13 protein-coding genes are annotated in these 15,317 nt (G+C 46.7%); 7 read left to right on the top strand and 6 right to left on the bottom strand.

Translation table 11 applies throughout. The features are described from left to right. Positions 1-40: 40 nt before the first annotated feature. The 3 genes from HB364_RS05365 (at position 41) to HB364_RS05375 (ending at position 4,179) form a co-directional block, all read left to right on the top strand. On the top strand, positions 41-3,121 hold the full coding sequence (locus HB364_RS05365) for a ligand-binding sensor domain-containing protein (RefSeq protein ID WP_167286844.1): 3,081 nt from the start codon (positions 41-43) through the stop codon (positions 3,119-3,121). A gap of 60 nt (positions 3,122-3,181) precedes the next feature. Further along, the gene (locus tag HB364_RS05370; protein WP_167286845.1) at positions 3,182-3,814 is read left to right on the top strand and encodes a response regulator; all 633 of its coding nucleotides are present in this window, start codon (positions 3,182-3,184) and stop codon (positions 3,812-3,814) included. A gap of 218 nt (positions 3,815-4,032) precedes the next feature. Further along, entirely contained in the window at positions 4,033-4,179 is a 147-nt protein-coding gene (locus HB364_RS05375; RefSeq protein ID WP_167286846.1) for a hypothetical protein, read from the top strand. A 59-nt stretch (positions 4,180-4,238) separates the two neighbouring features. Here the strand turns inward: HB364_RS05375 and HB364_RS05380 are convergent, their stop codons facing one another. From HB364_RS05380 to HB364_RS05395, 4 genes are all read right to left on the bottom strand, one after another. Next, the gene (locus HB364_RS05380; protein ID WP_167286847.1) at positions 4,239-5,510 is read right to left on the bottom strand and encodes a chromate transporter; all 1,272 of its coding nucleotides are present in this window, start codon (positions 5,508-5,510) and stop codon (positions 4,239-4,241) included. 48 nt (positions 5,511-5,558) lie between these two features. Further along, a complete protein-coding gene (locus HB364_RS05385) occupies positions 5,559-6,464 on the bottom strand; it encodes a serine hydrolase (RefSeq protein ID WP_167286848.1) in 906 nt (301 codons plus the stop codon). A 64-nt stretch (positions 6,465-6,528) separates the two neighbouring features. Further along, on the bottom strand, positions 6,529-7,104 hold the full coding sequence (nadD, locus tag HB364_RS05390; RefSeq protein ID WP_167286849.1) for a nicotinate (nicotinamide) nucleotide adenylyltransferase: 576 nt from the start codon (positions 7,102-7,104) through the stop codon (positions 6,529-6,531). A gap of 31 nt (positions 7,105-7,135) precedes the next feature. Further along, complete coding sequence (locus tag HB364_RS05395) at positions 7,136-7,363, bottom strand: FeoA family protein (protein ID WP_167286850.1); 228 nt, start codon at positions 7,361-7,363, stop codon at positions 7,136-7,138. A gap of 136 nt (positions 7,364-7,499) precedes the next feature. Here HB364_RS05395 and ybeY point away from each other — a divergent pair, with 136 nt between their 5' ends. Next, positions 7,500-7,937 carry an rRNA maturation RNase YbeY gene (gene ybeY, locus HB364_RS05400; RefSeq protein ID WP_167286851.1) on the top strand — a complete coding sequence of 146 codons (438 nt, stop codon included), beginning with the start codon at positions 7,500-7,502 and terminating at the stop codon, positions 7,935-7,937. A 362-nt stretch (positions 7,938-8,299) separates the two neighbouring features. Further along, positions 8,300-10,162 (top strand): tRNA uridine-5-carboxymethylaminomethyl(34) synthesis enzyme MnmG, encoded by a 1,863-nt coding sequence (gene mnmG / locus HB364_RS05405; protein WP_167286852.1) that lies wholly within the window; start codon positions 8,300-8,302, stop codon positions 10,160-10,162. Between the two features lie 93 nt (positions 10,163-10,255). Here the strand turns inward: mnmG and HB364_RS05410 are convergent, their stop codons facing one another. Beyond that, positions 10,256-10,729 (bottom strand): GAF domain-containing protein, encoded by a 474-nt coding sequence (locus tag HB364_RS05410; RefSeq protein WP_167286853.1) that lies wholly within the window; start codon positions 10,727-10,729, stop codon positions 10,256-10,258. Between the two features lie 95 nt (positions 10,730-10,824). Next, positions 10,825-11,835, bottom strand: coding sequence for a quinolinate synthase NadA (gene nadA / locus HB364_RS05415; protein WP_167286854.1), 1,011 nt, complete (start codon positions 11,833-11,835; stop codon positions 10,825-10,827). A gap of 694 nt (positions 11,836-12,529) precedes the next feature. Between nadA and HB364_RS05420 the strand changes: the two genes are divergently transcribed. After that, the gene (locus HB364_RS05420) at positions 12,530-14,659 is read left to right on the top strand and encodes a peptidylprolyl isomerase (RefSeq protein WP_167286855.1); all 2,130 of its coding nucleotides are present in this window, start codon (positions 12,530-12,532) and stop codon (positions 14,657-14,659) included. A 139-nt stretch (positions 14,660-14,798) separates the two neighbouring features. Beyond that, positions 14,799-15,305: a DUF2480 family protein gene (locus tag HB364_RS05425; RefSeq protein WP_167286856.1), complete on the top strand. Its 507-nt coding sequence runs from the start codon at positions 14,799-14,801 to the stop codon at positions 15,303-15,305. Positions 15,306-15,317 lie beyond the last annotated feature (12 nt).

The raw sequence follows: 15,317 nt of genomic DNA on the forward strand, positions 1-15,317 counted from the left end.
AAAAGGGATAGCTACTTTTGATAATACATATACCCACCCCTTGTTCAGGTTAACCCTCTATAGTATCCTGCTTGTTGGCCTGCCATCGTCATTGTTGGCCCAACACCGCAAACACGTCTTCAACAGACTGTCCGCAAAAGATGGTCTTGCCTCCAATCATGTGCATAGTATACTGCAGGACCAGAAAGGGTTCATCTGGCTGGCCACCGCCAATGGCCTCCAACGTTATGATGGCCGAAAGATCGTCATGTTCCGCCCGCCGGCAGGTGATAAAAATTACCTGCCCGGTGTACCCATCAAACAGATAGCCCAGGACATCCATCACAACTTCTGGGTAAGAATGGAGCAGGAGGCTGGCATCTTCGATCCGGTAACCTTCCGGTATAAGAAAGCCATCATTAAAACGGAGGGCGAGGTACCACCACGGGCTGAATATTTTCTGTGGCTGGACAGTAAGGGAAATATCTTCCTGATCATTACCCGCTATGGCGTGCTGGCCTATGACCGGAAGACCAATACCTTCAGCAAAGATGAAAACCGCTTCCGTGTGCCCAAAGGCTGGCATGCAAGCCACATCGCGGAAGATCCGGAAACCGGCAGCTATTGGATAGGGGCCGATTCCGGCCTGGCCCTGTACAATCCACGCACCCAATCACTCAGCCATTATGCCCACAATACAGAACGCAGGCCTATCCTGGATAATCCCTTATTCAGGGAACCGGTAACAGCATTATTCTTAGATAGGCAATCCCGCCTTTGGATCACCGCCTGGGATGCACCCAAAGAGCCGGAGAAATTCTATTGCTATGACCTGGCCGGCAACAAATTGACAAAAGACACAGCAGGGTTGCGGGTCCGCACTTCCATTTACAAGGAGTTGGTAGGTTATTCCCAGCAATCACATGGTAGTATCTGGGCCTATGGTAAAATGATGCTGTTGGAGTTTGATACCCTCACTCATGAATTTGAATACATACGAAATGAATCGGCAGATGACTATGATATCAAATACGACGAAGTGTATTGTATGTATGAGGACCGGGAACAGAATACCTGGATAGGTACCGATGAAGGCGTCTATGTTTTTAATCCTTCCCGGCAGGTATTCAATACCATTGCCATGCAGGGGCCGCCACCGGATAACAGGAAAATAGACATGCAGGTAAATGCTGTTTTACAAAGGAACAACAAAGACCTGCTGGTGGGCACCTGGGGCATGGGTACACTTTCGTTCGATACCAACTTTCTGGCTTATAAGAACACGATACTGAAAGGCATGCCGTCCGGCGAAAGTGGGTATACCATGCAATGGGACCTGCATGAAGAAAAAAGAACAGGCAGGATCTGGGTAGGCTGCCAGGACGGCCGTCTCATTGTACACGACCCTGCCACCGGGAAATCTGTTTTTCATAAACTCCCCCTTACAGAACAACGCACCATCAGGCAGATCACAGAAGACAAAGCAGGCAATATCTGGCTGGCTACCCAATACGGACATATCATCAAATGGGACCCTGCAGCAGGATATGGCAAGGATTTCATGCAGGGATTCAGCCTGGTGCAAAACGTCCATACCATTGTTTACAAAATGATCACCGATAGTACGGATCACTTGTGGTTATGCACCCATAGGAAAGGAGTGTACAGGATCAATCCCGCTACCGGTAAAATAGCCAATCATTATAACACAAAGGGAGGCGCCGGCAAATCGCTGTATACCGATATGGCCGGTGATATTTTACAATATAACGACAGCCTGTATTTCATCAGTTCCGGCGCGCTTAACCTGCTCAACAAAAACACCGGGGCCATCCAACTCATCACCACCGATGATGGCCTGCCTTCCATGAGTGTGAAGAGTATGGAGAAAGATGAGGAGGGCAATTTGTGGCTGGGCCTTGCCGACGGGGTCTGCCGGTATAACTACAAGCGAAAAGTGTTTACCCTCTTTACCCAAAAAGATGGTATCATATACAGCAACTTTGAATACAATGCCAGCACCCGGCTGCACGATGGCAGGCTGTTTTTTGGCAACCCGCACAATTTTGTATTCTTTCAACCCAGGATAGCCTATAACGCTTCGCAACCGCTGGATGTTACCATCACGGACTTCAAATTATTCAATAGCTACCTGCCGCCAGACTCTATTATGAAACTGGAGCGGGTAGAGCTGGCGTACACGCAAAACTCCATTACTATTGAGTTTGCCGCACTGAGCTTTTTACAACGGGATAAAATTGTGTATTTCTATCAACTGGAAGGCATCAACAAAGAATGGGTCCGCCCGGATAAAGGCCTGTTTGCCAATTACACTTCCCTGCCGCCGGGGCATTATACCTTCAAAGTGATGTGTGAAAATGCCAATGGTGTGGAATCCAAAAACATTACCACCCTCAAAATATACATTCATCCTCCATTCTGGAGAACCTGGTGGTTCCTGTCGCTGGTAGGCATCGCAGTGGCCGGCCTCATTTATTTCATCCACCGCCTGCGGGTAAACCGGTTGCTGGGCATGGAAAAAGTGCGCACCCGTATCGCCCGCGACCTGCACGATGATATGGGCTCTACCCTGAGCACCATCAACATCCTGAGTGAGATGGCCAAAATGAAAGTGCAAAAAGATGCAGACAAGACCAGCGAATACCTCAATAAGATCAGCGACAACAGCAGCCGGATGATGGAAGCGATGGACGATATTGTATGGAGCATCAATCCCATGAACGACAGCATGCAACGCATCACGGCACGCATGCGGGAATTTGCCACCGGGGTGCTGGAAGCCAGGAATATTGACTTCACCTTCCGGGTAGATGAAGAAGTGCAGGACCTGAAGCTGGACATGGAAGCGCGGCGCGACTTTTTCCTCCTCTTCAAGGAAGCAGTGAATAACCTGGCCAAGTATTCCCAATGCAGGCATGCGATCATTGACATTTCCATTCAAAAGGAACGGTTGATCATGAAGATCATGGATGATGGGATCGGGTTCGATGTACAACAGGCCGATAGCGGCAATGGCCTGTTCAATATGAAAAAAAGGGCGCAGTCGCTCAACGGCCAACTGACCATGGAGTCCGCCCCGGGCCGGGGGACCAAAGTTTTGCTGGACGTACCCCTGACATAATTATGTGATTGCCACCCGGCGAATTAATACATAGCTTTGCCACTATAATACCCCCCTGAAATGATCAATGTCATATTATATGAGGACAATCCCCAGTTAAGAGAAGGACTGTCCATGTTGCTGAATGGTTCTGAAGGATTTGAGGTCATCGGCGCTTTCAGGAACTGCAATAATGTGGTAAGTGAAGTAGAAGCACTGAAACCCGATGTGATCCTGATGGACATTGACATGCCAGGCACCAATGGCATTGAAGGACTAAAGCTCATACGCCAGGGAAATACGGAAGTGAAGATCCTCATGCTCACCGTATTTGACGATAACAAAAATGTTTTTGAAGCCATCAGGAACGGGGCCAACGGTTACCTCCTCAAAAAAACACCGCCCGCCAAATTACTGGAATACATACAGGAAGCCCATACAGGCGGCGCGCCCATGAGCTCTTCCATCGCCACCCAGGTGTTGAAAATGTTTTCCCAGGTGCACAGCGATGCGAACAGCGATTACCATCTTTCCGATCGCGAAAAACAGGTATTGCAATGGCTGGTCAATGGCTACAGCTATAAAATGATCGCTTCCGAAATGTTTATTTCCATTGATACTGTACGCTCACACATTAAAAAGATCTACGAAAAGCTACACGTAAACTCCAAGAGCGAAGCCGTGGCCAAAGCTTTTAAGGACAAGATCATTTAACTTCACTTATACCTTACTGTTAATAGCTTAAATCATCCGCTCCCGGTGCTGGTATTACAGGCTAATACCTAACTGCTAAAAGCTAACTCCTGCAACCCGCATGTGATCTCCATGCTACATACTCCCCGGTTTCGGTGATCCCATTTCACATCTTTATGCTATTGTGAAGGCCTGTTTCACAGCGTAGTTTTGTTCTACAATTTAAAAACAACCTAACCATGAAAAAAGGAATGCAGGCAGTGGCGATGGCAGCTTTTCTCGGTTGCTTTGCCATACTGGTGATAGCAGCAAGCGGGAAGACAAGGCCACACGAAAGTTGCGGAAAGGAATGGAAAAAATTATCTACTATTTCATACAAACAGTAATCAGGCAGTTTTCTCAAGGGTGGTTTACGAATTCCCGTCTCACAAGGACGGGATTTTCTTTATACCCACAGGCCGGCCAGCCAGCCCAGCAGCAGGCAAATGAATACGATAACAGGAGAGGGTAGTTTGGAAAATGCCAACAACAGCCAGGTGCCGATGATCACACCGATATTCAGGATATCCACCGTTTTAAATTCCGTGATGGAAATATCTTTCATCATATACAGGGTGGAGGCCACCATAATACCCACCACCACCGCGTTAATCCCCTCCAGTGCCCGGAACACCACGGCATACCGTTGCAGGTTATGCCATATCGGGAAAAAGAACAAGACCAGCAGGGCACTTGGCAGGAAGATGGCGATAGAGGCGATCACACAACCCAGCACTTGCCAGGCAGGACCTTTATCTTTCATGGCCATACCACCCATAAAAGAGGAAATGGAAAATACAGGTCCGGGTATAGCACGCACAATACCCGCGCCGGTATAAAAATCATCCCGCTCAATACTAATTACATTTTCTTTCTTATACAGGTTCTTACGGATAACCTGTTCCGACTTCGGCCTTTCCACATATTGCTCATACATCATGGGAATTAAAACCTGTCCACCCCCGAATACGAGGCTGCCGAAACGATAGGTATTTTCAAACAGGTTCAACGGACGGCGGTTGGGCCAGTCCTGGGTCCGCGCCAACTCACTCACCACACCGGCTGTAATGAACAGAATAGCAAAAAGCCAGATATTACCCCACTTGATCTTTTTAGGGGGTATGCCTTTTTGCGGAATCCGTTTATCACTCAGGTTGGTAACAAATCCGCCGACTACTATAAGAAGGGGGAAGACCCACGGACTTTTAAACATGAAAAAAGTGATGATGGCGCTTACCGCCAGTATCACACTGGTGATCGTATTATGAATGGCCAGTTTGAACGACTTCATGGCGGCAAAGGCCAGGAACCCCACTGCCATTGGTTGAATGAACTTGAATATATCCCCGTTGTGTGAACGGCTATCAAAATATTGCAGCGCAAAAGAAAAAGCGCCCATCAGAAAACAGGCCGGAAAGATCCAGATCAGCAAAGTCAGCACCGCCAGCGGGATACCGCCTCTTTTATAGCCAATGAGGGTGAGCACCTGCGTGGAAGAAGCGCCGGGCAATAACTGGCAAAAGGAAGTATAGTCCAGTACTTCCTTCTCGGTAACATCACGCCGCTGGTGCACAAAAGTTTTCATCACCATACCAAAATGGCCCTGCGGACCACCAAATGCAGTGATGCTATGCAGAAAAACAGCCCGTAAAAAGGGAATATGTCGTAACAGTACCATGCGGCGGACAGCGAAGCACGAAAGGTACTAAACTTATACAAGCCGTTACTACTCGGCTTTCCACTTTGAGCGGGGCTCAAAATAATGCCAGAGTAAGGCGGATAGCTTACGGCACAGTACCCAGCCTTCATTGGAAGGGTTCCAGCTTTGGTCTTCCAGTTTTTTGGTACTGATCGTATAGACATAAGGACCATGGGGAGCCATCACCAGCAGGGTTTCATTGCGCGATTGGTTCACTTCACCGGTTTTGGAGGCTACAAATACATAGGGTGGTACCTGCGAAATCCCATTCACATCATGATAATTCCTGCCCAGTACGCGCAGCATACGCTCACTCGCTTTTTTACTGATCACTTCACCCCGGTAGATCTTTTCCATAAGTGTCGTCATCTCGCGGGGAGTCGTTTGTCCCCAGCCATATTGTTTCCTGTTTTCTTCCCGTCCCGGCGTTCTGGAGTTTACCCGGGTAAACTGCAATCCCAATGAATCCAGCAGCTCATTGATCCGGGCGCCGGTACCAGCCAGGCTCTGCAACCAAAGGCTCGCCGTATTGTCACTCATTGTAAGCATCAGCATCATCACCTTGCTCAGTTCTATCTTCTCACCGCTTTTAAAAGAGCCCAATATATCTTCGCCGGCATAAAGTAAGGAGTCCTTATATTCAAGGGGCTGGTTATAGGGTAGTTCGCCTTTTTCAATTTTATCCATCACGCCTACCAGGATAGGCACCTTTACCATACTGGCGGTAGGGAACAAACTATCTGCCTGGAATTCGGCTACCTTACCTGTGCGCAGATTTTTCACATATACACCCACAACACCCCGTACGCCCTGGGCTTGTATCAACGCCGTTATTTTTTCTTGCAATTTCCGGTCGGTGCGTATTTGTGCAGCCAGGTTACTGTATAGCGTCAGTAAAAAAAGGGCAATGGTTAAACTCCTGCAGGAAAACATAGTGAACAGCTTGTTTTGATTCAGTTCACTAAATATAAGGTGGTAAACAGGAAAAATAGCGCCTCTATGCCTTATAATATCCATTGCGCTCTATTTCCTCCGCCACCTTATCGGGCACCAGGTAGCGGATAGACTTTCCTTCTTTAATGGTATTCCTGATGTGCGTAGCAGATATTTCCAGCAGGGGGGCTTTCAATATTTCCACCTGGGCGCCATCGTAAGTGGTGGTGATCTCATGCCCGGGACGCTTGTATACATAAACCGGGTAGTGTGTTAATATATGCTGGTAATTCTTCCAGCGGGGCAGGTTCTCAAAACTATCACTACCCATGATCACAGCAAAGGAGTGCTGCGGGTATTTCTCGCCCAGGTAAGTAAGTGTGTCAACAGTATAGGAAGGCCGGGGCAGGCGGAACTCAATATCAGTAACTTTTAAATGATGGGAATGCTCTATGGATAACTGTATCAAATACAGGCGGTGGAACTCATTCAATAATCCATTGGAAGGCTTCAACGGGTTTTGCGGCGACACCACAAACCACAATTGGTCAAGGTCAGTGTTTTGCACCATGTGTTGGGCAATAATAAGATGACCATGATGGATGGGATTAAATGAACCGAAATACAGCCCGACTTTCATACCTGGCAGATAATATTGAGTATAATAATAGCTATACCAATTCTTCTATAAAGATATTATCTGCTTCGTTCAGCCGGAGACTTAAATTATAACCAGCTACGCTGATAGAGATCGGATCACCAAGGGGAGCGATTTGTTCTACTTTAACCAGTTCGCCGGGCACACAACCCATTTCCATCAGCTTCAGAAAAAGATCATTGTCTTCAAACGACATTATCCTTCCTCTTCCTCCTGACCTTAACTCTGATAATCTTTTCATTTTACTGTATTTATGTTTGCCTGCCTGGTACAACATCCGGGAACCAAAATCGATCAGGGAAGTTCCTGAATACTCAGTTCATGCAGTAACAAATGTAGCTTTGTATTCATTATTACGCTTACGATTTTCGAAACTTATGAGTGCATCCCCGGTTAAATTCCATTTCTTACAAACAGTTAATCTTAGGAACAGGCAGGCGCTAAAGGCTTTCATACCCTCCATTTTTAAAAGAGAGAAAGTACCCCTTACTTCCCTCACCTACATCTTTTGTTCCGACGACTACCTGCTGGACATTAACCGGCAGTACCTGAACCACGATTACTATACCGATATCATCACCTTCGACCTTTCTGAAGGGGAGGGGGGAACCGTAGGGGAGATATACATCAGCATAGACAGGGTAAGGGACAATGCCCGTCAATTCAACACCTCCCTGTCCGAAGAACTGCACCGGGTAATCTTCCATGGAGCCCTGCACCTTTGCGGATACAAGGATAAGACAGCCCAAGAAGAGAAACTGATGCGGACTAAAGAAGCAGAATACCTGGCCAAATGGAATAAGAAGAAAGTATAAAGACTTTAATTAACCTCCTCTTTATAATAAACTCAATCCCATTTCGTTCCACGTGGAACAAGTCCGGGGAGGGGTACGAGCTACAGAGAACATACAGAGAATGTTACGAGAACATTCAGAGAACATAACGAGAATACCATCCTGGGACCACCTAGGGATCAGCCGGGTATCACCTATGGGTTATCCGACCCTGAGGCACTATCTCCAGCGTTTAGATATACTTCTGTTGGGATATCCTTCTAAGAATACATAGTTTCAGCAAGAGATACTTTCAAATAACATTAATCTACAATAGTTCCTTACGTTCCACGTGGAACAGGTTAATTCCCGAACCTCCCTACGTTAATGTAACTTTGCAGCCTATGTTTCCAGAATACGATGTAATAGTAGTAGGCGCCGGTCATGCAGGATGTGAAGCGGCAGCAGCAGCAGCCAACATTGGGTCAAAGGTGTTGCTGGTGACCATGAACATGCAAACCATCGCCCAAATGAGCTGTAATCCCGCTATGGGGGGTATTGCCAAAGGACAGATTGTACGGGAAATAGATGCCATGGGCGGCTATTCCGGTATTGTATCCGATAAGAGCATGATCCAGTTCAGGATGCTTAATAAGTCTAAAGGACCCGCCATGTGGAGTCCCCGGACCCAGAATGACCGGATGTTATTTGCCGCTACCTGGCGGGAGATGCTGGAATTAACTAAGAATGTCGACTTCTACCAGGATATGGTAAGGTCAATCATAGTAAAGGATAACAGGGCCTGTGGGGTCATAACCGGCCTGGGACATGAAGTAAAAGCCAAAGCCGTGGTAGTTACCAGCGGAACCTTCCTGAATGGGATCATCCATATCGGAGAAAAGAGGTTCGGTGGAGGTAGGGTAGCAGAGAAAGCAGCCACCGGTATAACTGAACAGTTGGTTGAGTTAGGCTTTGAAAGCGATCGTCTGAAAACAGGAACACCTCCCCGGGTAGATGGAAGAAGCCTGGATTATTCCAAAATGGAAGAACAAAAAGGGGATGAAGAGATCGTTGGATTTTCTTATAAGGACGTACAACTGCCCGCAGAACAAAGAAGCTGCTGGGTAACTTATACCAACCAGCAGGTACATGATATCCTTAAAACAGGTTTCGACCGGAGTCCTATGTACACCGGCCGGATTGAAGGGGTAGGTCCCAGGTACTGCCCCAGCATTGAAGACAAGATCAATCGCTTTGCGGAGAGGGACCGTCATCAACTCTTTATAGAACCTGAGGGATGGAATACTATAGAGATCTATGTAAATGGGTTCTCTACCTCCTTGCCTGAGGAAGTTCAATACAAGGCTTTGCAAACAGTACCCGGTTTTGAAAATGTACGGGTATTCAGGCCTGGCTATGCCATCGAATACGATTACTTCCCGCCTACCCAGCTTACCCATGCACTGGAAACAAAGCTCATCAGTAACCTCTTCTTTGCCGGCCAGATCAATGGGACCACCGGTTATGAGGAAGCCGCCTGCCAGGGATTAATGGCAGGTATCAATGCACACCAGAAAGTAAGGGAACTGGAACCGGTTATCCTGAAAAGGAGTGATGCCTATATTGGTGTACTCATTGATGACCTCATCAGCAAAGGCACGGAAGAACCTTACCGGATGTTTACTTCCCGGGCAGAGTTCAGGACCTTGCTTCGCCAGGACAATGCCGATTTACGGCTGACTGAGTTAAGTTACCGGTTAGGATTGGCAGATCAGGACAGAATGGATAAAGTGATTGAAAAGAGAACAGGAGCAGAAAAGATCAGGTCTATTCTTAAGGAAGTTTCTTTAGACCCAACAGAAGCAGACGGCTTCCTGAAAGAAAGGAACTCAGCTCCTTTACCCCACAAACAAAAAAGCATCCAGGTATTGCTGCGCCCTAACATTTCTCTGGCGGATATGATAAAACACCTGCCCACCATTCAGCAGGCGTTGTCCGGATTTTCTGCAGAAACCATTGAGCAAGCAGAGATCCAGGTCAAGTATGATGTATACATAGAGAAAGAAAAGGAGATCGTAAAACGGATGAGCCAACTGGAAGATCTTATGATCCCGGAGAACTTCGATTATGAAAGAGTAGCTGCTCTTTCCAATGAAGCCTTACAGAAATTCAAGCGCATTCGTCCCCGTACACTTGGCCAGGCCAGCCGCATCAGCGGTGTTAATCCAAGTGATGTACAGATTCTCATGGTGTATATGGGTCGCTAGCATAAATATTAAAAACAGCGCCATCCTGCTGTGTAAATGACTTCCACTACAGGATGGCGCTGTTATTTTATAGTTTTTTTCTTTCTTGCTATCTCAAAACTGAATAGCCTCCACGATCTCTTCCAGATACTGCTGATCGGTAACATCAAACTGGTCCAGCTGCTCACTATCTACATCTAATACACCTATTACTTTCCCCTCTCTCATCACCGGTACTACGATCTCAGACTTTGATAAACTGCTGCAGGCAATATGCCCCGGGAACTGTTCCACATCCGGAACGATCAGTGTTTGTTGTTGTTCCCAGCTACTGCCACATACACCCTTACCATAACGGATTCGTGTACACGCTACTGGTCCCTGAAAAGGTCCTAATACCAATTCATCTCCTTTCACCAGGTAAAAGCCAACCCAAAACCATCCGAACTGTTCTTTCAACGCCGCCACCACATTCGCAAGATTCGCTACCAGGTCCGGCTCACCTGCTATCAACGCATTGATCTGTGGTATCAAAGACACATACTGTTCTTTCTTTGTTCCCTGCAGCACCACTAAATCTTCAGCCATAATATTAAAATAAATTATAATTATATTTTTCCTCGTTGCTTCTTTTCCACTGTATAACTTTCTTATCCCCGGTTCCAAAAAGTTATACAACAATTCTACAATCCATACTTCGCACTGATCTCCAGCATCCGGTCAATCGGCTTCCTCGCGGCAATCCTTAATTGCTCATCCATCGTGATCTCGGGCAGCTCATATTCCATGCAGAGATATAGCTTTTCCAGCGTATTGAGCTTCATATGTGGACAATCATTGCAGGCGCAGCTATTATCCGGCGGTGCAGGAATAAACGTTTTGTGAGGAGAAGACTTCTGCATCTGGTGTAAAATACCCGTTTCCGTGGCCACGATATACTCCATGCCGTCGTCTTCCTGGGTGTATTTCAGCAAACCGGTCGTAGAGCCTATATAATCGGCGATCCTAAGGATTGGCTCCTCACACTCGGGGTGAGCTATTATCTTCGCCTGAGGGTGCCTTATTTTGAGTCTGGTGATCTTCTCGAGGCTAAAGATCTCATGCACCATGCACGCGCCGTTCCACAATACCATATCCCGGCCGGTCTTCTTGATCAGGTAAGAACCTAGGTTCTTATCCGGTGCAAAAATGATCGGCTGCTCTACCGGCACACTTTCCACGATCTTCTGCGCATTGCTGGATGTACAGATAATATCGCTCAAGGCTTTGATATCCGCTGTGCAATTGATATAGGAAATCACAATATGATCCGGGTGCCTGGCCTTGAATTGCCTGAACAGCTCCGGCGGCGCACTGTCGGCCAGGGAGCAGCCTGCTTTCAGATCAGGCAGCAATACCTTTTTGCCCGGATTCAGGATCTTGGCCGTCTCAGCCATAAAATGCACGCCGGCAAAAACGATAATATCCGCATCCGTCTTCTCCGCCCTTTGCGCCAGCCCCAGGCTATCCCCGATATAATCCGCCACATCCTGGATATCCGGCTCCTGGTAGTAATGCGCCAGCACGATCGCATTTTTTTCTTTTTTCAATCGTTCGATCTCCCCAAACAGGTCCAGGGTGGGGTCCACATCCACATCCAGAAACCCGGCTTTTAGTATATTCTCTTTAGCTTCTCCTATGTGTATATCTTCCATAGTATTTATTATTACTTATATTATTTTATAAAGAACCTATTACTATTACGGCTGTGGATTCGTGGATAAAACCTTCACCGCAATTTTTGGTAAAGTTACAACAACGCCTTTATCCACTGTTTTCCACAATTCATTAACAATCATAAGTTCACGCTGGTTCTGTGTCTCCGGGCTTTTTCCACTTCTGTGGATTAAAAACGGCCGGTATAAATAAACACTATTCACAGCACAATAGGGGTGTTAACGGAGGTCGAATAACCGGGGATTTGTATACAGTCCCATTTGCTCCACCGGCCGCCGGTTAACTTATAATCCAACTATCCACGATTTCCAGAGTGCCCGATCCGGGGTTTTCCACTGCTTTTTGCAGTTATGCACGAAATCGTGGGGACACTGTTTTCACAAGGCCGTTTCACGCAAAAAAACCCGGTTTGCCACACAATAATTCACAAAATCCTGCGGGTAACTTCAATCTATTCCTTCCAAACCAATGCGCAAGCGACAATATCGGGACTTTTACCGGTAAGCAGCGACCTTGTGAATAAACATGCTGGCTTCTGAATTCCATATCCTGTATTCTCTCATAAAACGCTGTATTGGTGCATATTTGGCACTGTTTTCCACAATTTGTTCATAATATTTTTTACCCTATTTTTGCCATCCGCTTAAAACAACGCGAGTAATATAATATTATATGTCTATCATTCAGACCATCCGCGACAAAGCTGCGTGGATCATTATTGGAGCGATTGCCTTAGCCTTGATCGCCTTTATCGTACAGGATGCCTTTAGTGGAAGAAGTGGAGGATTGTTCAGTGGACAATCAACCACCCTCGGCAAAATTAATGGTACAAAAGTAGAGGCTACTGAATTTGACAGAAGACTCAGTGCTGCCGAAGCTAACTATGCCCAGGCTGGTCAGCCGGTAGACGAACAATTCCGTCAACAGATCCGCGAAAGCCTCTGGAACGAATATGTGGAAAAAGCCGTACTGGACAAAGAAATGGACAAGCTCGGTTTTGTGATCAGTGATAAAGAGAAAGGCGACATATTATATGGTCCCAATCCGCCCCAGCAATTGCGCCAGCAATTCACCAATCCCGAAACCGGCGTGTATGATGCCCAGGCAGCTTACCAGGCCATTCGCGGACTGAAAAAGAAATCACCTGAATACAATAACTTTTGGGGTGAATTTGTACCCGCTCTGGAAAAACAGCGCGCCCGTGAGAAATTTGTTGGCATGATCAGCAAAAGCTACTACGTGCCCAAATGGCTCATTGAAAAAAGGAACGCCAACAACAGCCAGGTAGCTTCTATCTCTTATGTAAGTGTACCTTATACCAGCATTCCCGATTCTACCATCAAGATAACCGACGATGAAGTACGTAAATACATACAGGATCGTAAAAAAGCATTTGAGCAGGAACAAGTGCGGGGTATTGAATACGTTCTTTTCGATGCTGCACCCAGCGCCGCCGACTCTGCCGCTGTTCGTGAGCATGTGGAAAAACTGAAGGATTCCTTTGCCACAGCTACTGATATCAAGGGATTCCTTCTGAGAGAGAATAGCCAGACTCCTTATTATGAAAGCAACATTTCCCGCAAGGAAATAAAGATCGCCAACATTGATACCATCGTTAAAACGCCGGTGGGCGGCGTATATGGTCCTTACCTGGATGGTGGTTCTTATACCCTGGCGCGCATGGTCAGTGTAAAACAGTGGCCCGATACCGTAAAAGTTCGCCATATCCTGGTAGCTACCCACCAGCGCGATCAGCGTACTGGGGAATTGACACCTGTTCGTTATGATACAACCGCCAAAAGGATTGTAGACAGCGTGGACCTGGCCATAAAGGGCGGCGCTAATTTTGACACCCTCTGCCTTAAATATTCTGATGACGGTACCAAGAGCACCGGCGGTATATATGATGGTGTGGTAACAGGTCGTATGACTACAGCCTTCAATGACTTTATCTTTGGAAATCCTGTAGGATCTAAAGGCGTGGTGAAAACAGAATATGGATATCACTATGTAGAGGTGCTGTCTCATAAAGGATCTTCACCGGCTTACAATATTGCCTATTTTTCTGAACCTGTTTATCCCAGTGATCTTACTACCAATACTGCACAGCAGGCAGCCGCTTCTTTCGCTGCTGAAAGCCGCAACAGGCAACAGTTTGAGGATAACGTAAAAAAGAAAAACCTTACCAAATTCAATGCGTACGACATTGCGCCGCTGGCCAATAGCATTCCCGGTGTCGGTGTTAACCGTGAGCTGGTACGCTGGATGTACAATGAAGCCAAAGTAGGGGATGTAGCTGCGCAGCCTTTCTTTATTGGTGATAAATACGTTGTACCTGTACTGGTCAATGCTTATGAAAAAGGATTAATGCCTGTAGAGCGTGCCCGTCCGCTGGTAGAATACAAAATCCGCAACGAAAAGAAAGCACAGCAGATAGCGCAGAAAGTTGGCAATGCCCCCGCTTCACTCGATGCAGTGGCCAAAGCAACCAACCAGCCTGTGCAGCAACTGGACAGCGTTCAGTTTGCCATGGGTTATATCCCTGCAGTAGGTAATGAACTTAAACTCATTGGTGCTTCTTTCAATAAGAATTACCAGACTAAGGTATCAGATCCGATCACAGGCGAAAGCGGTGTTTACTACATCAAAGTAAACAATATCTCTGCCCTTCCCAATGCGCCCCTGGATATCAAGCTGCAACAACAAATGGCAGCACAGCAATTCCAACGCAGTAGCTATCTCGTCATTGAAACGCTGAAAAAGACGGCCGATATTAAAGACAACCGCTACAAATTCTACTAAGCGATTAGAACATATATTATTATAGGAGCATCCCGTTCACTTCAGATGAACGGGATGTTTTTTTATATTCCTTTCTCTTTTACTTTCCCGGCAACCAATTGCAATGTAACTTTGTTAATATTCCTGAAACAGATTTGCCATGAGTGATGAGATCATTAATAAGGTGGCGGCCAGCGCACTGGTTACGATAGACCTGGAGGAATACTATCCCAAAGAGGAAATATTGGTATTCGATCTGAAACCGCACCTGTTCATGGAACTCATCCTCAAAGAAAAAGACTTCCGGACTGCCCTGCAGCAATTCGACTGGACACCCTACCAGGGAAAAATAGCAGCAGTGACCTGTACAGCAGATGCCATCATACCCATGTGGGCCTATATGCTGGTAGCTACTTACCTGCAGCCGGTAACAAAAGACATCATCTTCGGGAATGAAGAAGCAGCCAGAAAACAGCTTTTTATACAGAACATAGCCGCTATTCAGGCCAGTGATTATACAGATCAGCGGGTGGTGGTAAAGGGATGCGGAGATATACCCATTGGTGAGTTTGCCTACCTGGAGATCACCAAAAAATTGCGGCCTGTAGCCAAAAGCATCATGTATGGCGAACCGTGTAGTACAGTTCCCATCTTCAAAAAGAAATGATTTGCTAACGTC

Source organism: Paraflavitalea devenefica, assembly GCF_011759375.1.
In the GTDB taxonomy this organism is placed as follows: domain Bacteria; phylum Bacteroidota; class Bacteroidia; order Chitinophagales; family Chitinophagaceae; genus Paraflavitalea; species Paraflavitalea devenefica.